Genomic DNA, 23,083 nt, shown 5'->3' on the forward strand with positions numbered 1-23,083 from the left:
CCACACCCGAGTCTCACTATCCCGCCAGAGAGCTATGCTATCCATGAACGGAGCCGAATGGAGGCAACATGCTCAAGCACATTCACGACAGATCCCTGCTTTTTGGTCAGGTTCTGGGGATCATGGTCATTATCACGCTGATCTCCATCAGCTTTTTCGGGCTTTACTCGGTCCGGAGCGCAGCCGATCAGATGGGACAGGGGAAGGATGTGGTAGCCGATATTCTGCCGCCGCCTCTCTACCTTATCGAATCCCAGTTGCAGGTCTACACCCTGCTCCATGCCAAACCGGAGGAGCGGGAGGCCCTGCTGCAAACCCTCGCCCGACTGCAGCAAGAGTTCGAGAGCCGTAACCGTTTCTGGCAAGAGAGCAGCCTGAACGAGCCCCTCAGGGAGCTGCTGCTGGGGGAGCAAAAAGTGCAGGGGGAGCTGTTCTGGCAGTTGCTCAACGACAAGTTTGTCCCCGCCATCAAGGCGGATCTGGCGCAGGCGGGCGCGATTGCGGCGCGCCTGCACACCCTCTATAACGCCCACCGGCTAGGGGTGGACGCCACCGTCATCCGCGGTAACCAGTATGCCGCCGAGCAGATGGCCCATCTCGCCAACACCACCCGACTCTGCTACGGCCTGCTGTTGTGCGCCGCACTGCTGGGGGCCGGACTCATCTTCTGGCTGGGACGCCCCACCCAACAGCGGCTGCTGGCCGCTGGCAAGGCGACCGCCGCCATCGCCGAAGGGGAGTTGAACCGCCCCATGCCGGAGCCGGGCCTCGATGCCATCGGCGAGCTGATCCGCCAGATCGGGGCCATGCGTGACCAGCTGGCAACCCTGGTGGAGTCACTGCAGCGCAGCGCCAGTACGCTGGATGATCGCGCCACCAGCCTGACCGCCATGGCACAACGGCACACCGATGACAGTCAGGCGCAGGTCGGGGCGGCCCACCATATCGAACAGGCCATCGAACAGCTCACCCACTCCATTGAACAGGCGGGTAGCCAGCTGCATCAGGTAGGGGAGCAAACCCTGCAGTCAGCAGAGCGGGCACAAGAGGCGACACTCGCCATCCACACAGTGGAACAGGTGATCGGGGAGCAAGTCACGGGAGTGAAGCAGGTCTCCCATACCATTTCGGATCTGGCCGGCCTCTCGCAGCAGATTGCCGGGCTGGCGGGCGCCATTCACGATATTGCGGAGCAGACGAATCTGCTGGCGCTGAACGCTGCCATTGAAGCGGCACGGGCAGGTGAACAGGGACGCGGTTTTGCCGTGGTGGCCGATGAAGTGCGCTCGCTGGCGACCCGCACCGGCAGCGCCACCACCGAGATCAACACCATCATCGGCAAGATCCAGGATGTCAGTCTGCGCGCCGCCAGCGAGATGGATACCGAACTGGCACGGGTCGAACAAGCAGTCACTCACACGATGACAGCGCGCCAGAGCGTCGCCCGGATCGCGCAGAGCTGCGAGGAGATCAACCAGCGCATCGCTCAGGTCGATCAGCTGATGAGCGATGAGACCCGGCTGGTGCAGGGGATCCACCATCAGGTCGGCGAGATGTCGCGGTTGGCGGCCGAAGTCAATCAGAGCGCCAGCCACGCCGCCGAAGAGGCGACCATGGTCGCCCAGCACGCCCGCATCCTGACCAGGCAGACTCACCACTTCCATCTCGACACCACCCACCATTGATCCCCGGCGCTGACGGGAGTCAGCACCCCCCTTTTTCTCTGCATTGACTAAATGGGTAGCATTGGACTCCACGAGGGAATAGGATCCGCCCCTCTGAAAACCAACTGCAAGGATCAACAGACATGAATCGAAAATGGTCGCTCCCCATCGTGGCAATCGCGGGGGGAGCGTTACTCTGGCTTGGCAACACCTTTGGTATGAAATGGGCTCTGATGGCCCTGATCGGATTCGGCTTCGGCTTCACCCTCTCCTTCAGCCGCTTCGGCATCGTCTTCGGTTGGCGCGAAATGCTGACCAAGCGCAACAGTTACTATGTGCGGGTTCACCTGCTCACCATCGCTATCGAAATTCTGCTGTTCACCACCTTCCTCTCTTTTAGCCACGCCCTGTTTGGCGATGCCATGGTGGGTAACGTGATGGCTATCGGCATTCCCTTCATCGTCGGTGCCTTCCTGTTCGGCATCGGTATGCAGCTGGCAGGCGTCTGTGCCACCGGCACTCTTTATTGCTGCGGCGAGGGACAACCCCGCTTCTGGCTGGTGCTGATCTGCTACGGCATCGGCACCCTTATCAGCAACCAGTTCCGCCCCGAACTGGAGGCCACCTTCTCCAGCCATGTGGTATTGGCCCGGGATCTGACCGGCAATATCTGGAGCGGCATGCTGCTCAACTTGGCGCTGGTCGCCGCGCTGTTTCTGCTGTTTCGCAAGAGCGAACTCAAGCGTACCGGCGAGCTCAAGCCCCTCTTCAGCGGCGGCAATCTGTTCTGGCGCGATGGCCGCTTTACCGTGCTGACCGGCGGCATCATCATAGCTCTGCTCAACTCGTCCGTGGTCGCTCTGCACGGCTCGGCCTGGACCATCACCGGCGCCGTCTATGACATGGCGCTGCGCTGCGCCTCTCTGTTCGGCCTGTTCGAGGGCAACCCCAAGCTGGCCCAGCCACTCTTCATCAATCCCATGGTCGGCATGTTCTGGCTCGGCATTCTGGGGGCCATGCTGGCTCGTTGCATCAGCGGTGGCGGCAACTTCGCCCCGATGCGACTCGGCAACAGCCTGGCCTCCATCATCGGCGGTCTGCTGATGGGGATGGGTGCCATGTACGCCGCCTGCAACCTCGGCGGCTTCTTCGATGGCACCGCCTCCGGCAGCCTGCACGGCTGGGTCTGGATGTTGATGGCCCTCGCTGGCAGCTTGATCGGCATTCGCCTGCGGCCGCTGTTCGGGCTCTGAGGCTCAACATCGTAAACACCCCATAAGAAACGGGAGGCCAAGCCTCCCGTTTTTACATTTATTGCTCCCGTCGCTCTGCTTATTGGACAGGCTGGGAAACCCCTTCCAGATGGATTTCCACCCGGCGATCCGGTGCCAGACAGGCGATCAGCTCCTGCTTGGAGCGACTGGCACAGCTGCTGCCAGTGACCGGATTGGCCTTGCCACGTCCCTCGACCCGTACCTTGTCGGCATACAAGCCTTTGGATACCAGATAGCTGGCCACGCTCTGGGCCCGCTTCTCGGAGAGGGCCAGGTTGTAGTTGTCGGAACCGATGCGGTCGGTATAACCGATGACAGTTGCGACACCATCTTTCGGATTGGCCGCCACAATCTGGCTGAACAGGGCATCGAGCGCCTGATTGGCAGCCGGTTTCAGGGTCGCCTTGTTGAACTCGAACAGCACATCGGAACTCAGACTGAAGGTCTTGGGCTCAACCACGGCTACAGGTGCCGGTTCGGCGGCCGGAGCGGGAGCCGGTGCTACGACCTCGCCACCTTGCTGACCGAAGCGATAGAGCATCCCGAACGAAATCAGGCCGTTATCCATCTCGATACCGGAGCGATCGAGAGAGGCATCTCCCAGCGGCGTGGTGTACTGGTACTCCAGACGGGCAGCCCAGTCACGATCGATGGCGTATTCGGCACCCAGCGCACCAACGAAGGCGGCGCCATGCTTCTTGCCGGTCTCGCTGGTATTGGCGAAGCTGATCTCGCTATCCGTCCAGGCATAAGCACCGCCCAGTCGGCCATAAAGATCGAGCACGTTCGTTGCCGGGAAGCTGATCTTCATGGTGGCCTGAATCATCTGGCTCTTGGCTTCGGTCTTGAGGGTATTGGCGCCAGTGCCCGAAGTGGTGTCGTATTTGCCAAGCCAGTCATAACCCAGCTCGAAACCCAGGTTGGGGTTGAGCTGGTAACCGGCGAACAGGCCCAGACCCAGATCATCCGTGTTCTCGCTGGTATTACCCAACGTCTGGGCAATCGACTCGGCATACTGGTTGTGGTCAACGCCATAGTAATTGGACCAACCGGCCTTGCCACCGACATACCAGGTATTGTCCTGAGCGGCGGCCTGCACGGCTCCGGCCGCCAGCAAACCACTGACCAATACGGCAAGCATGGATTTATTCATATTTTCGCCTCTGCAATAAGTCGTTATGGGCGCCTGAGTGCGCACTTTCCCTGTGTGAAGCCGTCAGGCGGCCTCTCCGCTATTCAGGGTATCCCATCCGAACGCAGCCTCAAATGACCAGCAGCTCAGGAGTGTGAAGCGGCCTGCATTATCGTGGTATCGTCGGTCAAAATGGTCTTCGCCAGCATTCTGGCCTGCTCCAGCGCCAGTGGCTGCTGATAGCTGTGAGCCATCACGATAGCCCCCTCCAGCAACAGGCAAAGCTCGGTGGCCTGTGCCAGAGAACAGTTGAGCTGGTTTATCACCCAGCCCAGTAACGCCTGCTTGTGGGCCATCACCAGCTTGCGCACCGGATGGCGTGGGTCGGCAAACTCGGCGCTGGCGTTGATAAAGTTGCAGCCATAGAAATCAGAGCGGCCAAACCACTCTGCAAAGCCATCAAACAGCGCCTGCAGGCGATCTTCGCGTCCGGTCACGTCGGCCAGCCGTTGGTCAAGCAGGGCGAAGAACTCCCGGTCACGAGCGAGCAGCACCTCCTCAATCAAGGCATCCTTGGTCGGGAAGTGGCGATAGAGGGTACGCTTGGTACTCCCCGCCTCGGTCCAGATGCGATCTATGCCGGTGGCATGAAAGCCATGACGGTTGAACAGACGGTAGGCCGTCGCCACCAGTTGTTGACGCTTCTCACTCATGATTTGCCTCTTGAAGTACACCGATCTGTCTACCTAATGTGCCTAATCAGTTCTGGCAAACCAAGAGGAAAGCATGATGACAAAATGGTATGGCCCGTTATGGGCAGGTGTGGGCGCCGCACTCACCATCGGCATATTGGGATGGCTCAATCTGAGCTGGCATGTCGCGCTAGTCATGGCACCTTTTGGGGCCAGCTGTGTGTTGTTGTTTTCCCTGCCAGATAGTCCGCTGGCGCGCCCCAAAAACGTGCTGGGCGGTCACCTGCTGACGGCCTGCGTCGGACTGGTTATCGGCCTGCTTCCGCTCCCCGCTGAAGTGCAGATGGCGCTGGCAACCGGGCTGGCCATCGCCCTGATGCAGGGACTGAATATCCTCCATCCTCCGGCGGGCGCCAATCCCTTGCTGATCCTGATGACAGGACAAGAGCCAGCTTTCCTGTGGCAAACGGTACTACCCGGAACCCTGCTACTGATGGTGCTGGCTCATGGATTTCAATGGCTCAGACAGAAGTGGCCAATTGCAGCCTAAAAACAGAGGGAGGCCAACACCTCCCTCTCTCCTCATCGCAGCATCAACTGGCCAGAAACAGCCGGTAGGCAGGGGCGTCGTACACCTCTTTCCAAACGCAACCAAGTTCACGCAGGTAGTCGCTAACTATATCTTCATCCAACAGCTTGAGAGCGGCAGGTGTATGGAAAGTGGTCTGTTTTGTACCAACGGCCAAGCTGGCAACTGTTCATCAATCATGGGGGTGATCTCGGCCCAATAATCTGAGGGCAAGAAACATCGCTCTTCAGGCAACAGGTCATCAGGCAAGGATGAAAGCTCGCTAATCAAGGTACGTAGCTGGCAGCAAGTCACGTCCCCCCTTAGGGCAAGCCTTCCCTGCTCAACTTCTCGAACCAGCCAGGAAATTGCCGTTACATGCCGCATCACACATGCCATCTCTAACCATTGCATCCCCCGCTTACCCTTCTTGGCTTCCAGTAAAGCAAAACACATGACACTCGCCTTATGCCGCAAACTAACACCTTTCTTGAGCCATTCACGAGATGCCTTCTGCTCTGTCGGCGATCCGGACTCAAGCAATCTGGCAAGGCAGTAGATAGCCCATGTATGCCCCTTGGTTGCCGCCCGGCGATACCAATACATCGCCAACTTCTCATCCTGACGGTACCCCCGCCCATGCTGGATGTTGAAAGCCAGAGAATACATCGCACTATCTGACCCGAATTGTGCTGCCTGCAGAAAACAGGCGTTTGCCTGCTCCCACTCTCCCGCCAGAGAGTGGATATCGCCCAGGGCACACATAGCGATTACGCTTCCCTGCCGCGCAGCGGCCTCATACCAGTAGCGGCCTTCCATCGGGTGTTCACTGGTGCCCGCCAACATATTCATGGCATCGGCACAGCCTTCGCTCGCCCCCTGTAGCCACAATTGGCGAGCGTGGTTTTTATCGATCTGTTTACGCTCAAATGACGACCCGACCCCGTAATAGAATTCAATCCCGAGATTGCATAGTCTCGCCAATCGCCGCTTTTTAGCTTTATCAGAGCAAGACATGACGTGGATGCCTCGACAGCAATAAGCAACTTTCCTGCGGTAAGTAGTTAAACAGGGCATTGTGTAACACCTTGGGTGCCAGCATTGCTTTAAGTTCCTGATACTGGCTCTCAAAACCCTCTAACGTCATCCCTATGCATTCCTCCTCTGAAGCAATCTTCAGTGAGTAATCAATTCCTTGCAGAGACGCGGCATGGCGCGGCAAATCATTCTGCGCCAACAACCAACCATAACGATGAGACTGCAATAATGTCTGAACCTCATGACATTGATCTGGTTGCAAGTAATCATCCGGTGCCATCCAGCCATACAACCAATTGATAACAGCCACCCCATCAAGCCCAGGAGCATGTAGCTGTGACTGGTGTTCCGGGGGCAGAAACGAGGGGGATAACCAGATAGTAATCCTGGTGCGGTTTGCCACCCATTCCAAAAAGGCGAGAGAGGGAGAAGCTAGGTCAATCACTACAGCAACAGGGGTATTGGCATCTGTATGTGCCAACTCATCCGGGGTGCGATAAAGGATGCCTTCAGGCTCAACACCTATTGGCGGCGACTCGGTAATCAACATCAGCATGGGAGCATTCCGGGTTAATCGGCTGGCAGTTATTGAATAACACACTGACGTCATCCGGTGACGCTTGCCGCAACAACTCTGAGTGACGCAACTCCCGTTTATAACGTTGCACACATCACAGCAACAAAGTTAGCAGGAGAGTTCTATGAGTCATTACTTCACCATCCTCTGCCCACATTGTGGTACGACAACCACAGTTTCCACCTCCGTAGCACGTAATGGTACCGGTGTCGGCCAGTGTCGCAATTGCCGAAAATTGGTGCGCATTCAGGTCGATCATCGTGGTGGAATCGTAAGAGTTAAATGACATCAGACCTAACAACAGCTTGTTCTGGCAACAAACTTGGCTCTGGTTCAGAAAATATCAACGTGTCACTTGAGTCAGACTAAAGCCGGGGGCTAGTATGCCCCCTCTTCAATAGGCTCTGACTCCATTGCCATGTCCGATATCCAGACCCAACGCCATTTCGCTATCCTTAGCTATCTGCCTTACGAACCCCAATCAATTTCTACGACAGAAATCGTACTCAAACTGGAGCGCGATGGCTTTGATGTCACCCTGCGCAAAGTGCAGCGCGACCTAGAGAGCCTGAGCTGCCGTCATAGCATCCTCAGCGATGAGACAGTGCGTCCGTATCGCTGGTCACGCAAACAAGGCAGTAAAGGTTGGCTGGATATGACACCCAGTACAGCCTTGGCACTTTGTATGGCCAAGCAACACCTGCAGGGGCTGTTGCCACGCCAGTTACAAGGTAATCTGGCCGATTTCTTTGCCCAAGCGGAACAGCGGCTCGCCAATTCCCACGAGAAGCTGGCGATGTGGCCCAACTGCATTGCCTCCCATCCGGCAGGTTTTCAGTTATGTCCACCCAAAGTGAATACACTTGTGCTCGAAGGTGTCGAACAGGCGCTGCTGGAAAAGCGGGTTATCGATATCGAATATACCCCCCGCCCGCCAAACGCGGCCAAGCATTATCTGGTTAATCCTCTTGCCTTGGTAACCAAGGGGTCAACCCTCTATCTCATCGCAACGCTGGTAGATAACGGGGAATATCGAAACTTTGCCCTCCATAGAGCAACCCGGATCGAGATCATTGATAAGCCAGTCACCACGCCCCCAGGATTTAGTCTTACCGACTATCTGGCCAAGGGGAACCTGGCCTTCGCCCGCCATCGCAGCATTGAGCTGGCATTGCGAGTTGATTATATCAAGGGGTATCACCTGCAAGAGAGCTGGCTAAGTGAAAACCAGCGCATCGAACCAGACGGCTCATACCATTTCATCATCCATGCCACCGTCAATGACACGGAAGAGTTGCGCTGGTGGCTGATGTCTATTGCCGATATCAGCGAGGTGATATCTCCGCCCGACTTGCGCGACACCATGCTGGCCAGCCTGCGTAAAGGGCTGGCCAATTATTCTGCACACTGCTAGCTGGCCACTGGACGCTGTGACGACCAACTTATCTCATCGGGAAGGTGCATCTGCCCGGAATCCAGGTCAAACGGTACGGCCCAAAGCCGCAAAGGCTGCCTGGCCGCATTCGCCAGCAAGAATGGTCCAATGACCCGGTTCAGCCCACGCCATTTGGGGTAAATAAGGAGCATATCTCCCACCCCTTTCTGATAGGTCTGCCCATAGGCCAGCATTTGATAAAAATCTTGCTGGCCAAGGCCGAACTTGTCTCGACGATTATCCTGCTCGAGCCGTTTCCACTTGGTATCCATAACCCGCAGACTGGCGTGCCCTTCAAGCAGCAAATCCGGCTTGAGCTGGAACATGGCTCCCTCAGCATGACCCAGTTGACCATAGTGGCAAAGATATTCAGCGCTCGATTGAGTTTTCAGGCCAAGACCTGAGGGGAGCTGACGCCTCAGTTGGCGAGCAACATAAGCCTCAAATAGTCGCTCCATGGGATAGAGCAGGCTGAGTCCTCGCCACTGCCCGTGGAGCGCCATAGGCATCTGTCGCTGCAGAATCAATTCGCACCAGGGCTTGATGGCTTGATAACGAGCCATCAAGCGGTCGGTGCGCCAGGCTCGCAGATCTCGCTCTATTTCGCGGGATGGCTGCAACTCATGGAGCATGCCTTGTAACTCGTAGGACAACCGCCAGCTATGCGCCACTCTGGTTGCTTTGCAGACCAGATCGAGCGCAAGGCGGATCAATCTGTGCTCTGCGCTCTCTGGTTGGAACAGGTCGTGGCGGATCCGGAATTTATGCTGTCGCCCGGCGGGTTGGCGCAGTTGCCTCGCCATATCCAGTTGCCCACGCAGAAATGGTGCCTCCTCTTCGACCTGCACATAATCAAAGCGCAGCCCGTGCCTGACCAGATGCTCCAGCTCGGAGAGAAATCGCCCCATCACCCACTCGCTCAAGGAACCTTCACCCAGCTCGAGACCGGCCTCTTCTGCCTCGCGCAGAGGAAGATCCATCGCGCTGGCCAGCATCTTCTTGAGCATGCGTCGGCTACGGCTTACCTCGCTCGCCATATTTTCATCCGGCGCCGCATCATGGGTCTTGGGCAGGATCTCGATGATCTGGCCACAGGGTGACTCCAACACACCCACATAGTTGTCGAGACGAAGCCACTGACGCCCATCCAGATGGAGCATGGGCGCCCCCTGCTTGCTAAATTGTCCCGCCAGCTCGCACAACCACATAAACGCCGAGCGGCTAATATGGGCGCGGTCCAGTGAAGGCGTATCCAGCGGCTCACAGGTCAGACGAGCGTATTCACGGACGATGACGTGACCTTTCACTGCGCGCTCCCCACCTCTGCCGATTGCTCAACCTTGCGCCAGTTGTGAGCCGTAATGCCCATATAAGCGCCCGCTTGAAACCAGACTACATCACCTTCCGGTTTAATCTTCCAGCCGGCGGGCAAGTAGCCCAGTTCAGCCTCTTCACCGAATAGCTTCTGCAGATCGAGATCATCATCCTGAGTCACAAAACGGTCACCCTTGGACTTGCGATGGTCATTCAGCACCAGGGCTATCTTTTGCCAATCCTCGAAGAAGTACTCCTGCAGCAAGGGCAGCACCTGTTTTTGGAAAATCCGCCCCAGGTGTTGCAGGTCAGGATCCTTTTGCAGCGGCATAAAGAGGGCGTGTCCCAGACAATAGTCACGGCCCAGCAAGGCAGTAATGCGACGGTTGATGGTCCGCAGCAATTTACCGATCTGGATCCCCTCTACATACAAGTTGTCGAGCAAGTCGGGACGGGGCGGCATCTCTTTAAAGAAGAAGCGGCGACGCAACGCCAAATCTAAGCCAGCCAGCGAGCGATCTGCCGTATTCATGGTACCGATCAGATAGAGGTTGTTGGGCACGCCAAAAGGCTTCTTCGAGTAGGGGAGAACCACTTTAAGCTCCTCTTCGGCCCCCAGGCGCTTGGCAGGCTCCAGCAGAGTAATCAACTCACCAAATATACGGGAAATATTGCCCCGATTGATCTCGTCGATAATCAGCACATAGGGATTTTCGGGATCCGCTTCTGCCCGCTGGCAGATCTGCTTGAACAGGCCATCGACCACCCGGTAGTGCAATACGCCATCCTGGCTCTCCGCCTTGATGCCTTCGATAAAATCTTCGTAGCTGAAACTTTGGTGGAAGGTGACAAACCGGATGCGCTGCTCAGCGACCAATTCACCAAATCGGTCCTGCAATTCATCGCGATCATCGTGATTGTGGTCGGTAAAGTCGTGCTCAATAATATTGAGTGCCTCTGTCACTGTGTTATAGGTTTTGCCGGTCCCTGGCGGACCAAATAGGATCTGATTTATAGCTTGTGTTACACCACTTTTTCCTTGAGGTACAATGTTCACATCATCATCAGGATCTTCACTTTCCTGATAGTCGGATGGCACATATCCTTTGCGACCTGACGGGAAAATAAAATCTGTCGTTTGACACAGCTGGCGAAGAAACGCTGAAACATGTTTCAACGTGCTTTCGTCACTGATAGCATCAACAATTAACTTTCCATTCACTTCTCTCATCTGTTCGAAGCTGGGAATAAAAGATGAACATACGCTTTTATTTACTTTTATCCCAAAGGTGCGACTTTTAAATATAACCCGAACTAAGACTTTTCCTTTTTGGTTTAGACTCGGCTCTTTCACCCCAAATCGGAGAGGGGTCGATGGACTATTAACAGCAAAAGCATCATAGACCGGAAAAATAGCGTCAAAGATATCAATAAAGTCTGAAAATAGTTTCTTGGTAACCTCTGGCCATTGCCGATATAGCTTTTCCAATCTGTTGTTGGTTAAAATATCTTCAACTTTCATATGAATTCTCTGTGTATACAATAGCAACAGGTTCTTACTATGATTATATTATTCCGGCGTATGCTGGAGCGAGTGACCAGACGGCATCCCCTTCCGGTTTAATCTTCCAGCCGGCGGACAAGTTGCCCAGTTCAGCCTCCTCACCGAATAGCTTCTGCAGATCGAGATCATCATCCTGAGTCACAAAACGGTCACCCTTGGACTTGCGATGGTCATTCAGCACCAGGGCTATCTTCTGCCAATCCTCGAAGAAGTACTCCTGCAGCAAGGGCAGCACCTGTTTTTGGAAAATCCGCCCCAGGTGTTGCAAGTCGGGATCCTTTTGCAGCGGCATAAAGAAGGCGTGTCCCAGACAATAGTCACGGCCCAGCAAGGCAGTAATGCGACGGTTGATGGTCCGCAGCAATTTACCGATCTGGATCCCCTCTACATACAAGTTGTCGAGCAAGTCGGGACGGGGCGGCATCTCTTTAAAGAAGAAGCGGCGACGCAACGCCAAATCTAAGCCAGCCAGCGAGCGATCTGCCGTATTCATAGTACCGATCAGATAGAGGTTGTTGGGCACGCCAAAAGGCTTCTTCGAGTAGGGGAGAACCACTTCAAGCTCCTCTTCGGCACCCAGGCGCTTGGACGGCTCCAGCAGAGTAATCAACTCACCAAAAATACGGGAGATATTACCCCGGTTGATCTCGTCGATAATCAACACATAGGGATTTTCTGGATCAGCCTCGGCCAGTTGGCAGATCTGTTTGAACAGACCGTCGACTACTCGATAATGCAACCCCCCCTCTTGGCTCTCCGCCTTGATACCCTCGATAAAATCTTCGTAACTGAAGCTTTGGTGGAAGGTAACAAATTGGATGCGCTGCTCAGCGAGCAGCTCACCAAATCGGCCCTGCAGTTCATCGCGGTCATCAATATGATACTCAACAATCCCTGGCTCAATAATATCGAGCGCTTCTGCTACTGTGTTATAGGTTTTGCCTGTCCCAGGAGGGCCAAATAGTATCTGGTTAATTTCTATTTTATTAATAACCTTGGCACTTAGAATAACAGCCTCAGATGAACTGTTTTTTGCCGGAGAGATACGCCCGTTATGTCCTGTAAAATAAATATCTACAGAATCATTTTTATTGAAACCGGCGCTACTCAAGACATCAATAAGTTTGAGCTTGTTACTATTTCTAAAACAAAATGGACTAATCCAATAGCTGTTGTTATCAGTGTGTCTTAAAACAGCTTGATAGCTAATATCACCAATAGACAAATTAATATCATTTGGGCTGTTCAACTTGAAACCCAGTACTTCATTATCAAGCGTCTTGATAGCAATTTCCATTGAGGTCGGGCTAGGCATGGTGACTTTTCCTGTAACCGCAACCACATTCTTACTAATTTCAGAGAATGAAGAGAACCACACCTCGTTTAGCGCTGTTAACTCAGACGCTGCGGCCATATCTAGATTGGCATAATACCAATCTTTTTTTTCATTGTGAGGCTTACAGAAACCTGACGCATCAGCTACCTGCATGAACGTTTTTTGTTCATCGGCTATTCGCTGCCGCGTTGAATACGCAGCTTCGAGGCGGGAGCCCACGACTCTAAATCCTCCATAGCTGTTAATCGCTTTTAAATTAAATTGTTCAGCAAAATACAACGTCGGCTTATCACTATATGAATAGGCAACAAGGCCTTTTGAGGCTATGAATGAAAAGTATGGCGAAAACACATTATTTATAATTTCAACAACACGACTGTCGATTGCTCTTAATGCAATCCACGTGTGATCTCCAACATGCTCGTACGGAATGTTGTGCTCAATGAGTTTGTTTTTTAGCAATTCTTCTGCATTAACTAACATGGTTAATAAACTCTTTGTTAAATAAATGGGATATGTGCTCGTCATAGCATCAGATTGCTTATGTGAACATGAAAGTCATAAACCGATTCTTCATTAAAAAATAACATGCCATATACAATCTTCGTATTTCTATCATTAAGATATGTGTACACAAAGCAATACCCATGTTCTTTTTTAATGTAGAAGAAAAGATCATCTTTAGAGAATTCTCTACCTGATATCGAGTCAATAAATACTGCCGTTTATTTTCATCTGCATTTTTAATCGTGTAGAATTTATTGAAATAATAGTTTTCTTCATGATTATGATATGTATGGAATTAATAGATCATTAGACTATTTATTTTTATGTATATGAAATAATCTATATTAATGCCCTCTCCCCCCCCCTCTGCTCAACATTACGATAACTGGCCTTGGATGCTTATCGGCCCTTTAAATTATACTGACTGCAGGATTGATGAAGAGGAAAACACAAGGCAATTCTTCAATAACTGCCGCATGGAACACCTCTAAACGAAATGTGCAGGTTCTTTCATTCTTGCTGGAGACATTATCTGCGACCAAGCGTCATTCCATGACGCTTGTTTCTTTTGATGAAAGCGATATTTATGGGGTAATTTAAAAACAAGGGAGGCATAACGCCTCCCTCCTGATGAGTTGTTGAAGCCCCCTTACTCAACTGGCCAGAAACAGCCGGTAGGCGGGGTCGTCACTCACCTCTTTCCAGCCGTAGCCAATCTCGTGCAGGTAGTCGTGGAAGGCCGCCACGTCCTCGTCCGGCAGCTCGAAGGCGCAGAGCACCCGGCCGTAGTCGGCACCGTGGTTACGGTAGTGGAACAGGCTGATGTTCCAGCGACAGCCCAGGGTCTCGAGGAAACGCATCAGGGCGCCAGGCTGCTCCGGGAACTTGAAGCTGTAGAGACGTTCACCAAGGGGCCGGGCCGGGCGGCCGCCAATCATGTAACGCACATGATTCTTGGCCAGCTCGCTCTCGGTCATGTTGACCACCGGGTAGCCGTTGCCGCCGAGCTGATCGATGATCTGGCCCAGCTCTTCGTCACCGCCGGTGAGGCGCACCGAGACGAACAGCGAAGCCTGCTCGGCATCGGCGTAGCGGTAGTTAAACTCGGTCACCATGCGCGGCCCCAGCTGACGACAAAAGTCGAGGAAGGCTCCCTTGCGCTCGGGTATGGTCACCGCCAGCATGCCCTCGCGCTTCTCGCCAATCTCGCAGCGCTCCGACACGTAGCGCAGGCTGTGGAAGTTGACGTTGGCGCCGGACAGAATGGCTGCCATCCGGCCACCCCTGACCTGCTCCCGCTCGCTGTAGGCCTTGAGGCCCGCCAGCGACAGGGCGCCCGACGGCTCGGCGATAGCACGGCAGTCGTCGAAGATGTCTTTCAGTGCGGCGCAGATCTGGTCGTTGGAGACGGTTACCACTTCATCAAGATACTGGTTGCAGAGGCGGAAGGTCTCCTCGCCGATACGCTTGACCGCCACCCCGTCCGCAAACAGCGAGACCCGCTCCAGGTTGACCGGCTCGCCGGCCTCCATGGCGGCCTTGAGGCAGGCGGAGCCCTCGGCCTCCACCCCTATCACCTTGACGTCCGGCAGCAGCTGCTTGATGTAAACAGCTACCCCGGCGGCCAGGCCGCCGCCCCCCACCGGCACGAACACGTGGGTGAGGTGGGTATCCTGCTCCAGCAGCTCCTTGCCGATGGTGCCCTGCCCAGCGATCACCTCAACGTCGTCAAACGGCGGGATCAGGGTGTAGCCCTCCAGCTCGGAGAGGCGGCGACTCTCGCCGTAGGCCTCGTCGAAGCTGTTGCCAAACAGCATGACGTTGCCGCCCTGACGGCGCACCGCATCGATCTTGATGTCCGGCGTGGTCTTGGGCATCACGATGATCGCCTTGATACCGAGCTTGGCGGCCGACAGGGCGACCCCCTGCGCGTGGTTGCCGGCGGAGGCGGCGATGACGCCACGCGCCTTCTGCTCCTCATTCAGAGTGGCGATCTTGTGGTAGGCACCGCGCAGCTTGAAGGAGTGGACCGGTTGCAGATCCTCCCGCTTCAGGCTGACGTGGTTGCCGAGCCGCTCGGAGAGTTTCTTCAGGGTTTGCAATGGGGTGACCCGCGCCGCCTCATAGACAGGGGAGAGCAGCACCTTGCGTAGATAATCAGCCGCAGAGACCATGATTTATTCCCCCAGCATTGAGCGATCGCGCACCGCGCCTTTATCAGCGCTGGTGGCGAACATGGCATAGGCGCGCAGGGCAAAGGAGACCTGACGCTGACGATCGAGCGGCTTCCAGCCCCGAGCCTCTACGGCGACACGGCGGGCGGCCAGCACGCTGTCGGCCACCTCCAGCACCATGCTGCGGGCCGGGATGTTGATGCTGATGATGTCGCCATCCTCCACCAGACCTATGGTGCCGCCGGAAGCGGCCTCCGGCGAGACGTGGCCAATGGAGAGACCCGAGGTGCCGCCGGAGAAGCGGCCGTCGGTGATCAGCGCACACGCCTTGCCCAATCCCATGGATTTCAAATAGGTAGTGGGGTAGAGCATCTCCTGCATGCCCGGGCCCCCTTTCGGCCCTTCGTAGCGGATCACCACCACCTCGCCCGCTTTCACGGTACCGTCGAGGATGCCGTTCACCGCGCTCTCCTGACTCTCGAACACCCGGGCAGGGCCACGGAAGGTGAGGTTCTCCTCATCCACCCCAGCAGTCTTGACGATGGCGCCATTGACAGCGAGGTTGCCAGAGAGCACCGCCAGACCGCCCTCCTGACTGTAGGCGTTGTCCAGCGAGCGGATGCACCCTTCGGCCCTATCCAGATCCAGCTCCGGCCAGCGACAATCCTGACTGAACGCCTTGGTGGTGCGGATGCCGGCCGGGCCAGCGCGATAGAAGTCCACCACCTCCTGACTCGGCTGGCGGCTAACGTCATATTCATTGAGCTGTTCGACGAGGGAGCAACCCAGCACGGTACGGGTATCCCCATGCACCAGACCCGCTTTTTCCAGCTGGCCCAGAATGGCGACCACGCCACCGGCGCGGTGCACATCTTCCATGTGGTATTTCTGGGTGGAGGGCGCCACCTTGCACAGTTGCGGCACCTTGCGCGACATGCGGTCGATATCGGCCATGGTGAAGTCGACCCCAGCCTCCTGCGCCGCCGCCAACAGGTGCAGCACGGTATTGGTGGAGCCGCCCATGGCGATATCGAGCGCCATGGCGTTCTCGAACGCCGCCTTGGTGGCGATATTGCGCGGCAGTGCCGAGGCATCGTCCTGCTCATACCAGCGCTTGGCCAAAGTCACGATGCGCTGACCCGCCAGCTTGAACAGCTGCTCGCGATCGGCGTGGGTAGCCAGCATAGAGCCGTTGCCCGGCTGGGAGAGGCCGAGCGCTTCGGTCAGGCAGTTCATGGAGTTGGCGGTAAACATGCCGGAGCAGGAGCCGCAAGTAGGGCAGGCACTGCGCTCAACCTGTTCACTCTGGGCGTCGGAAACTTTGGGGTCGGCGCCCTGAATCATGGCATCCACCAGATCCAGCTTGATGATCTGGTCGGAGAGCTTGGTCTTGCCCGCTTCCATCGGGCCGCCGGAGACGAAGATCACCGGAATGTTGATGCGCAGGGCCGCCATCAGCATCCCCGGGGTGATCTTGTCGCAATTGGAGATACAGACCATGGCGTCGGCGCAGTGGGCGTTGACCATGTACTCCACCGAGTCGGCAATCAGTTCGCGCGATGGCAGGGAGTAGAGCATGCCGCCGTGGCCCATGGCGATGCCGTCATCCACGGCGATGGTGTTGAACTCTTTGGCAACGCCACCCGCAGCTTCGATTTCGCGGGCCACCAGCTGGCCCAGATCCTTGAGGTGGACGTGGCCCGGCACGAACTGGGTGAAGGAGTTGACCACGGCGATGATGGGCTTGCCGAAATCCTGATCGGTCATTCCGGTGGCACGCCACAGGGCGCGGGCCCCGGCCATGTTACGTCCGTGGGTGGTGGTGGCGGATCTCAACTTCGGCATGTCTCTACTCCCTGAATGCCCATATGGGCTCGATGCGTTATGCGGTGATGATACGAGTGGATCGGAATCGACCCTGGTGAAGACTCCTCTGGGAAGCGCTCACCGGAAGCGACTCGGGGAGGCATGACGCCTCCCCTCTCTTATCAGTCGTTGACGGGCGTCAGCCAGCCCCACTTATCTTCGGTCTGACCGTTGAACAGGCCAAAGAAGGCGTTCTGCAGCTGCTCGGTCACCGGGCCACGGCTGCCAGCGCCCACCTTCATCCGATCGACGGAACGCACCGGCGTCACCTCGGCGGCAGTGCCGGTCATGAAGATTTCGTCTGCGACGTACAGCGCCTCACGGGGCAGCGCCTGCTCGCGCACCTCGTAACCCAAGTCACGGGCCAGCGTCATGATGGTGTCACGGGTGATGCCGGGCAGGATGGCGGCGGTGGCAGGCGGGGTAAACAGCACGCCGTTCTTCACCAGAAACAGGTTCTCCCCCGCCCCTTCGCTCAGGTAGCCGTTCACATCCAACGCCAGCCCCTCGGCGAAGCCGTTGCGCTTGGCCTCGCGGCTGATCAGCTGGGAGGACAAATAGTTGCCACCCGCCTTGGCGCCGGTGGGGATGGTGTTGGGAGCGAGCCGGTTCCAGGAGGTGACGCACACATCCACCCCGTTCTTCAGTCCCTCTTCCCCCAGATAGGCGCCCCACGGCAGAGCCGCCACCATCAGATCGGCCTTGGCATCCAGCGGCGGATGCAGCCCCAGCCCCACGTTGCCGACAAAGGCCAGCGGGCGCAGGTAGCAGCTCTTCAGGCCGTTCTCGCGCACCACGGTGCGGCAGGCTTCATTCACTTCAGACTCGCTGTAGGGGACGTCCATCCAGTAGATCTTGGCGGAGTCGAACAGGCGGCGGGTGTGCTCCTGCAGACGGAAAATGCAGGTGCCCTTGGGGGTATCGTAGGCACGCACCCCCTCGAACACCGAGGAACCATAGTGCAGGGCGTGGCTCATCACGTGCACCTGGGCATCTTGCCAGGGCACCAGTTTACCGTTAAACCAGATGTATTGGGGGTGAGTGGCGGATTGGGAAGGCTGTGACATTGGCTTGGCTCCTTAAGCTCTGATCCGGGGTTGCTGTTCCAGTGCATCGACCCGGGAGACGTCCACCAGCTTAACCAGCTGGCTCCACAACTGCTGGATGGGACGCACCGACTCGACAGTAACCGTGATCCGCAGCTGTTGGCAATCCTGCTCAGCTCTCGTCTCCATAGTGAGGGCGCAGAGATTGAAGCCGCGGTGACGCACCACCCGCAGCACCCGCTCCATCACTTCCGGTCTGGGCTGGGCATGGATATGCAGGGTGTGCTGTGCAAATGCTGGCTGGGCAAGGGTGTGCGGGTTCATGGGCGTTGCTCCATCATCTGGTGGTTGGCGACTCCCGGCGGAACCAGGGGCCAGACGTTTTCTTCCTCTGAAATAGCCACATGCAGCAGGTAGGCACTCTCGCTTGCCAGCAGGCGATCGAGGGCACCGGCTATCTGCTCCTTGCATGTGATGGTCTCACCCGGAATGCCGAAAGCGGCAGCCAGGGCGACGAAATCGGGGTTGTCGGAGAGGATGGTCTCGCTGTAGCGGCCGTCGAAGAACAGCTCCTGCCACTGGCGCACCATGCCGAGGCGCTGGTTATCCAGCAGCACCATCTTCACCTTGAGCTGGGCCCGGCGGATGGTGCCGAGCTCCTGCACGTTCATCATGAAAGAGCCATCACCGCTTACCAACACCACTTCATCCTCCGGGCGCGACATCTTGGCGCCGATGGCGGCGGGCAGACCAAAGCCCATGGTGCCGAGACCGGCGCTGGAGAGGTGGTTGCGCGGGCTGGTGAAGCGCATGTGCTGGGCCACCCACATCTGGTGCTGGCCCACGTCGCAGGCCACCACGCTGCTCTCCGCCAGCCGGGTAGAGAGCTGCTTGAGCAGGGCCGGCGCATAGATGGCCTGCCCCGGATGGTCGTAGCGAAACGCATATTCGCGGGCCATGGCGGCGCAGTGTTCACGCCAGGGGGCGATGTCGAGGGACATAGCGAGACGTGGCAATACCTTTTTGAGATCCGTGGTGATACCCACCTCGGCGGCGCGGCGCTTGCCGAATTCGGCGGCATCCACATCGAGATGGATCACCTTGGCCTCGGGGGCGAACTCCTCCAGCTTGCCGGTCACCCTGTCATCGAAACGGGCGCCCACCACCAGCAGCAAGTCGCACTGCTGCACCGCATAGTTGGCCGCCTTGGTGCCGTGCATGCCGAGCATGCCGAGGTAAACGGGGCTATCGGGGTCGAGCGCGCCAATCCCCTTAAGAGTGGTGACCGCAGGCATGCCGGTGGCGGCGGCAAAGTCACGCAACTGCTGCTCGGCATTGGCCATGCCCACTCCGCCACCAACGTAGAGCACCGGACACTTGGCGGCAGCCAGCAGGGTGTGGGCTGCAGTCAGCTCCGAGGGGTTGAGCGCCTCCGGCTCCTCCACTGCAAACAGCGGGCTCTGGGGCGGCACCGCGGCCAGTTGCACATCCTTGGGCAGATCGATCAGCACCGGGCCCGGGCGCCCTTCGGTGGCGATGGCGAAAGCCTCTGCCAACACCCGCCCCAGATCGGCGGCATCGGTCACCATGAAGGAGTGCTTGGTGCAGGAGAGGGACATGCCGAGCACGTCGACCTCCTGAAACGCATCGGTGCCGATGGCAGAACAGGGCACCTGACCGCTGATGGCCACCAGCGGCACCGAATCGAGCAGCGCCTCCGCCAGACCGGTCACCAGATTGGTGGCGCCGGGGCCGGAGGTGGCGATGCAGACCCCCACCTGACCGGAGGCGCGGGCGTAGCCCACCGCCGCCATGGCGGCGCCCTGCTCGTGGCGGCAGAGCTGATGGGCCAGACCACCGTCATACAGGGCATCGTAGACCGGCATGATGGCCCCGCCCGGGTAACCAAACACCTGGGTCACACCCTGTTTTTTGAGAGCCTGTACCAAAAACTGCGCGCCGTTCATGTGGAAAATCCTGTCCTTTGGTCGAAAAAAAACCCCCGGGCTGTGAGGCTCGGGGGTCGCTTGTTTCGTTCTGTCCGGTGGTGGGTCTATCCCTTGTTCCGTGCAGCTAAACGAGCCCCGAGCGGTGAGATAATAATCACCACTAGGACCACAATAATGCTGACGAAACGGGAGGCCATGTTCATAGTTACAACCGGAAATCCTGTGAAATTGGGGCGGTTTCTACCGCGAATGGCTATTAGAACTAGCACGGTGATTTTTATTGGGCAAGCCTTTTTTCTGTGACAACCCACTGATTTTGGCTAGTCCCCAGCCGGAACTCTGGAATAAAAAACCAACAACAAGCAGTTAGTCAGAACATATATCAACTCAAGGACGGGATTTATGTCATTAGCTGTGGTTTATAGCCGTGCCAGCCTCGGGATCGCGGCCCCGCAAGTTACAGTGGAAGTTCACCTCTCCAACGGCCTGCCCGCCTTCAACATGGTCGGCCTGCCGGAAACCTCGGTGAAGGAGTCGCGAGATCGGGTCCGCAGCGCCCTGCTCAACGGCAATTTCGAGTTCCCAAGCAAACACATCACGGTCAATCTGGCCCCCGCTGATCTACCCAAGGAGGGGGGCCGCTTCGATCTGGCTATCGCTATCGGCATTCTCGCCGCTTCCAAGCAGATACCGGCAAAATACCTGCTCGATCACGAATTTTTAGGGGAGTTGGCCCTGACCGGCGAAATTCGTCCCGTGCTCGGGGTACTGCCCGCCGTACTCGCCTGCCGCGATGCGGGGCGCACCCTGCTGGTACCGCGGGAGAACGGCCCCGAAGCTTCCCTCATTCAGGATGCAGAGGTGCGCACCGCTCACCAGCTGTTGGCCGTCACCGCCTGGCTGGCCGGTCAGTACGAACTGCCGCTGCCGGCTCAACAAAGCGCGGAGAGCCTGCCCGATGTACCGGATCTGCAGGATGTGATCGGCCAGTCACAGGCCAAGCGGGCGCTGGAGATCGCTGCCGCCGGCAGCCACAACCTGCTGTTCATCGGCCCGCCCGGCACCGGCAAGAGCATGTTGGCCAGCCGTCTGCCCGGCATTCTGCCGCCGCTGAACGAGCAGGAGGCGCAGCAGACCGCCGCCATCCACTCCATCGGCGGCCTCACCCCGCGCGCCGGTCACTGGCACCACAGACCATACCGCACACCCCACCACAGCGCCTCGGCGGTGGCGCTGGTGGGCGGCGGCAGCCACCCAAGGCCCGGCGAAATTTCGTTGGCCCACAACGGGGTGCTGTTTCTGGATGAATTGCCCGAATTCGAGCGCAAGGTGCTCGACTCACTGCGCGAGCCACTGGAGACGGGCCACATCACCATCAGCCGGGCCGCCCGCCAGGTGGATTTTCCCGCTCGCTTCCAGCTGGTGGGCGCCATGAATCCCAGCCCCTGCGGCCACTATGGCGACGGCCAGACTCGCTCCAGCCCGGATCAGATCCTGCGCTATCTCGGCAAACTCTCCGGCCCCTTTCTCGACCGCTTCGATCTGACTGTGGAAGTGCCACTGCTACCCAAGGGGAGCCTGACCGGCAAGGCGGAGCGGGGGGAGTCTAGTCAGCAGATCCGCGATCGGGTACTGGCGGCGCGAGAGCGCATGCTGAGCCGTAACGGCAAGCTCAACAACCTGCTGGATAGCCGTGAGATAGAGGATATTTGCCGCTTATCACCGCAAGATGCCGAATTTTTGGAGAACGCCATCCAGAAGCTGGGGCTCAGCATCCGGGCCTGGCATCGCATCCTGCGGGTGTCACGCACCATCGCCGATCTGGCCGGGCAACCCGCCATCGGCAAGGAGCATCTTATCGAGGCGCTCGGTTATCGCGCCATGGACAGGCTGCTGTCGCGACTGCGCAGCAGCTGACAGAAGGGAAAGGGTGAGTCCAACCCCGTAAAGGCTCTGAATGGTCTCGCAGGCAATCGGCTGATATTATGGCCACAGATCTGACCACTTGATGGCCCTTTATCGACAGCAAGACGGACCCGACTCATGCCCAACAAGCTGACAGAGCGACTGCGCGGCAGCCTCTCCACCCTGCTCTATTTTTTCAACACCCTCTTCTGGTTTGTCCCCATCTTCTCGCTGGGTCTGCTCAAGCTCCTGCTCCCCCTCAAGGGGTGGCGCACCCTCTGCAACTGGCTGCTCGATGGCTGTGCCAGCTGCTGGATCGGTTTCAACAATCTGATCCAGAAAACCATCATCAAAACCCCTTTCGAGGTGGTCGGAGTGGACAAAGGGCGCCGGAATGAGTGGTATATGGTGATTGCCAACCATCAATCCTGGGTCGACATACTGGTACTGCAGCGGGTTTTTAACCAAAAAATCCCCTTCCTGAAGTTTTTCCTCAAGAAAGAGCTGATTTGGGTACCTTTTCTCGGTCTGGCATGGTGGGCGCTCGACTTCCCCTTCATGCGGCGATATTCCCGGAAATTTCTGGAAAAGCATCCCCATCTGAAGGGAAAAGACATAGAAACAACCCGTAAGGCCTGCGCCAGGTTCCGCCACATTCCGGTGAGTGTGATGAACTTCGTCGAAGGCACCCGCTTCACCGGCAGCAAGCATCAGAAGCAGGGCTCGCCCTATCGTCATCTGCTGCTCCCGAAAGCGGGGGGCATCGCCTTTACTCTGGCCGCCATGGGTGATCAGTTGCATCAACTGGTGGATGTCACCATCGCCTATCCGGACGGCATCCCCAGCTACTGGGACTTCATGTGTGGCCGGGTCGGGCAAATCAAGGTTCAGGTCCGCTATTTGCCGATCGACCGTAAGCTGGTGGGGGATTACTTCAATGACCCCGAGTTCCAACAAGAGTTTCAACAGTGGTTGAACGGGATCTGGCACGAAAAGGACCAGACCCTGAGCCAACTGCTGGCAACCAAGGCGCAGTAAACAT

At 57.2% G+C, this 23,083-nt stretch carries 18 protein-coding genes; 6 read left to right on the forward strand and 12 right to left on the reverse strand.

Translation table 11 applies throughout. The features are described from left to right. The first annotated feature begins 68 nt into the window (after positions 1 to 68). Positions 69 to 1,685 carry a methyl-accepting chemotaxis protein gene (locus ACTG27_RS15565; protein ID WP_439979925.1) on the forward strand — a complete coding sequence of 539 codons (1,617 nt, stop codon included), beginning with the start codon at positions 69 to 71 and terminating at the stop codon, positions 1,683 to 1,685. A gap of 122 nt (positions 1,686 to 1,807) precedes the next feature. Continuing rightward, the gene (locus ACTG27_RS15570) at positions 1,808 to 2,917 is read left to right on the forward strand and encodes a YeeE/YedE thiosulfate transporter family protein (protein WP_439979926.1); all 1,110 of its coding nucleotides are present in this window, start codon (positions 1,808 to 1,810) and stop codon (positions 2,915 to 2,917) included. Between the two features lie 79 nt (positions 2,918 to 2,996). Here ACTG27_RS15570 and ompA read toward each other — a convergent pair whose 3' ends face one another. Then, positions 2,997 to 4,091 carry a porin OmpA gene (gene ompA / locus ACTG27_RS15575; protein ID WP_100647095.1) on the reverse strand — a complete coding sequence of 365 codons (1,095 nt, stop codon included), beginning with the start codon at positions 4,089 to 4,091 and terminating at the stop codon, positions 2,997 to 2,999. 125 nt (positions 4,092 to 4,216) lie between these two features. After that, positions 4,217 to 4,783, reverse strand: a complete 567-nt coding sequence (locus ACTG27_RS15580; protein ID WP_076492654.1) for a TetR/AcrR family transcriptional regulator — start codon at positions 4,781 to 4,783, stop codon at positions 4,217 to 4,219. A 76-nt stretch (positions 4,784 to 4,859) separates the two neighbouring features. Between ACTG27_RS15580 and ACTG27_RS15585 the strand changes: the two genes are divergently transcribed. Further along, positions 4,860 to 5,312: an HPP family protein gene (locus ACTG27_RS15585; RefSeq protein WP_076492734.1), complete on the forward strand. Its 453-nt coding sequence runs from the start codon at positions 4,860 to 4,862 to the stop codon at positions 5,310 to 5,312. Positions 5,313 to 5,438: 126 nt separating this feature from the next. Here ACTG27_RS15585 and ACTG27_RS15590 read toward each other — a convergent pair whose 3' ends face one another. Next, a complete protein-coding gene (locus ACTG27_RS15590) occupies positions 5,439 to 6,347 on the reverse strand; it encodes a tetratricopeptide repeat protein (protein ID WP_439979928.1) in 909 nt (302 codons plus the stop codon). After that, positions 6,334 to 6,924 carry a hypothetical protein gene (locus tag ACTG27_RS15595; protein WP_160882413.1) on the reverse strand — a complete coding sequence of 197 codons (591 nt, stop codon included), beginning with the start codon at positions 6,922 to 6,924 and terminating at the stop codon, positions 6,334 to 6,336. The genes ACTG27_RS15590 and ACTG27_RS15595 overlap by 14 nt, the downstream gene beginning before the upstream one ends. Before the next feature lie 439 nt (positions 6,925 to 7,363). Here ACTG27_RS15595 and ACTG27_RS15600 point away from each other — a divergent pair, with 439 nt between their 5' ends. Continuing rightward, positions 7,364 to 8,359 carry a helix-turn-helix transcriptional regulator gene (locus ACTG27_RS15600; protein ID WP_439979929.1) on the forward strand — a complete coding sequence of 332 codons (996 nt, stop codon included), beginning with the start codon at positions 7,364 to 7,366 and terminating at the stop codon, positions 8,357 to 8,359. On the opposite strand, the gene ACTG27_RS15605 is transcribed toward ACTG27_RS15600, so the two are convergent. The 8 genes from ACTG27_RS15605 to ilvG all read right to left on the reverse strand — a co-directional run bounded on the left by ACTG27_RS15605 (position 8,356) and on the right by ilvG (position 20,154). After that, positions 8,356 to 9,687: an McrC family protein gene (locus ACTG27_RS15605; RefSeq protein ID WP_236342118.1), complete on the reverse strand. Its 1,332-nt coding sequence runs from the start codon at positions 9,685 to 9,687 to the stop codon at positions 8,356 to 8,358. The two genes, ACTG27_RS15600 and ACTG27_RS15605, sit on opposite strands and share 4 nt — an antisense overlap. Next, on the reverse strand, positions 9,684 to 11,216 hold the full coding sequence (locus ACTG27_RS15610; protein ID WP_439979930.1) for an McrB family protein: 1,533 nt from the start codon (positions 11,214 to 11,216) through the stop codon (positions 9,684 to 9,686). Before ACTG27_RS15610 ends, ACTG27_RS15605 begins: the two co-directional genes overlap by 4 nt. Before the next feature lie 43 nt (positions 11,217 to 11,259). Continuing rightward, positions 11,260 to 13,077, reverse strand: a complete 1,818-nt coding sequence (locus tag ACTG27_RS15615) for an McrB family protein (RefSeq protein WP_439973783.1) — start codon at positions 13,075 to 13,077, stop codon at positions 11,260 to 11,262. A 677-nt stretch (positions 13,078 to 13,754) separates the two neighbouring features. Beyond that, on the reverse strand, positions 13,755 to 15,275 hold the full coding sequence (ilvA, locus tag ACTG27_RS15620) for a threonine ammonia-lyase, biosynthetic (RefSeq protein ID WP_439979931.1): 1,521 nt from the start codon (positions 15,273 to 15,275) through the stop codon (positions 13,755 to 13,757). A 3-nt stretch (positions 15,276 to 15,278) separates the two neighbouring features. Then, positions 15,279 to 17,120 carry a dihydroxy-acid dehydratase gene (ilvD, locus tag ACTG27_RS15625; protein WP_104016262.1) on the reverse strand — a complete coding sequence of 614 codons (1,842 nt, stop codon included), beginning with the start codon at positions 17,118 to 17,120 and terminating at the stop codon, positions 15,279 to 15,281. 143 nt (positions 17,121 to 17,263) lie between these two features. Further along, entirely contained in the window at positions 17,264 to 18,208 is a 945-nt protein-coding gene (locus tag ACTG27_RS15630; RefSeq protein WP_279476567.1) for a branched-chain amino acid transaminase, read from the reverse strand. Positions 18,209 to 18,220: 12 nt separating this feature from the next. Continuing rightward, the gene (gene ilvM, locus ACTG27_RS15635; RefSeq protein ID WP_042079763.1) at positions 18,221 to 18,511 is read right to left on the reverse strand and encodes an acetolactate synthase 2 small subunit; all 291 of its coding nucleotides are present in this window, start codon (positions 18,509 to 18,511) and stop codon (positions 18,221 to 18,223) included. Further along, entirely contained in the window at positions 18,508 to 20,154 is a 1,647-nt protein-coding gene (gene ilvG, locus ACTG27_RS15640; RefSeq protein WP_439979932.1) for an acetolactate synthase 2 catalytic subunit, read from the reverse strand. Before ilvG ends, ilvM begins: the two co-directional genes overlap by 4 nt. A gap of 384 nt (positions 20,155 to 20,538) precedes the next feature. On the opposite strand from ilvG, the gene ACTG27_RS15645 reads away from it, so the two are divergent. Together ACTG27_RS15645 and ACTG27_RS15650 are read left to right on the forward strand one after the other, a co-directional pair. Then, entirely contained in the window at positions 20,539 to 22,053 is a 1,515-nt protein-coding gene (locus ACTG27_RS15645; protein ID WP_439979933.1) for a YifB family Mg chelatase-like AAA ATPase, read from the forward strand. A gap of 126 nt (positions 22,054 to 22,179) precedes the next feature. Continuing rightward, positions 22,180 to 23,079 carry an acyltransferase gene (locus ACTG27_RS15650; RefSeq protein ID WP_043823224.1) on the forward strand — a complete coding sequence of 300 codons (900 nt, stop codon included), beginning with the start codon at positions 22,180 to 22,182 and terminating at the stop codon, positions 23,077 to 23,079. The last annotated feature ends 4 nt before the right edge of the window (positions 23,080 to 23,083 follow it).

Source organism: Aeromonas sp. 97A, assembly GCF_051919185.1.
Taxonomy (GTDB): Bacteria; Pseudomonadota; Gammaproteobacteria; order Enterobacterales; family Aeromonadaceae; genus Aeromonas; species Aeromonas veronii.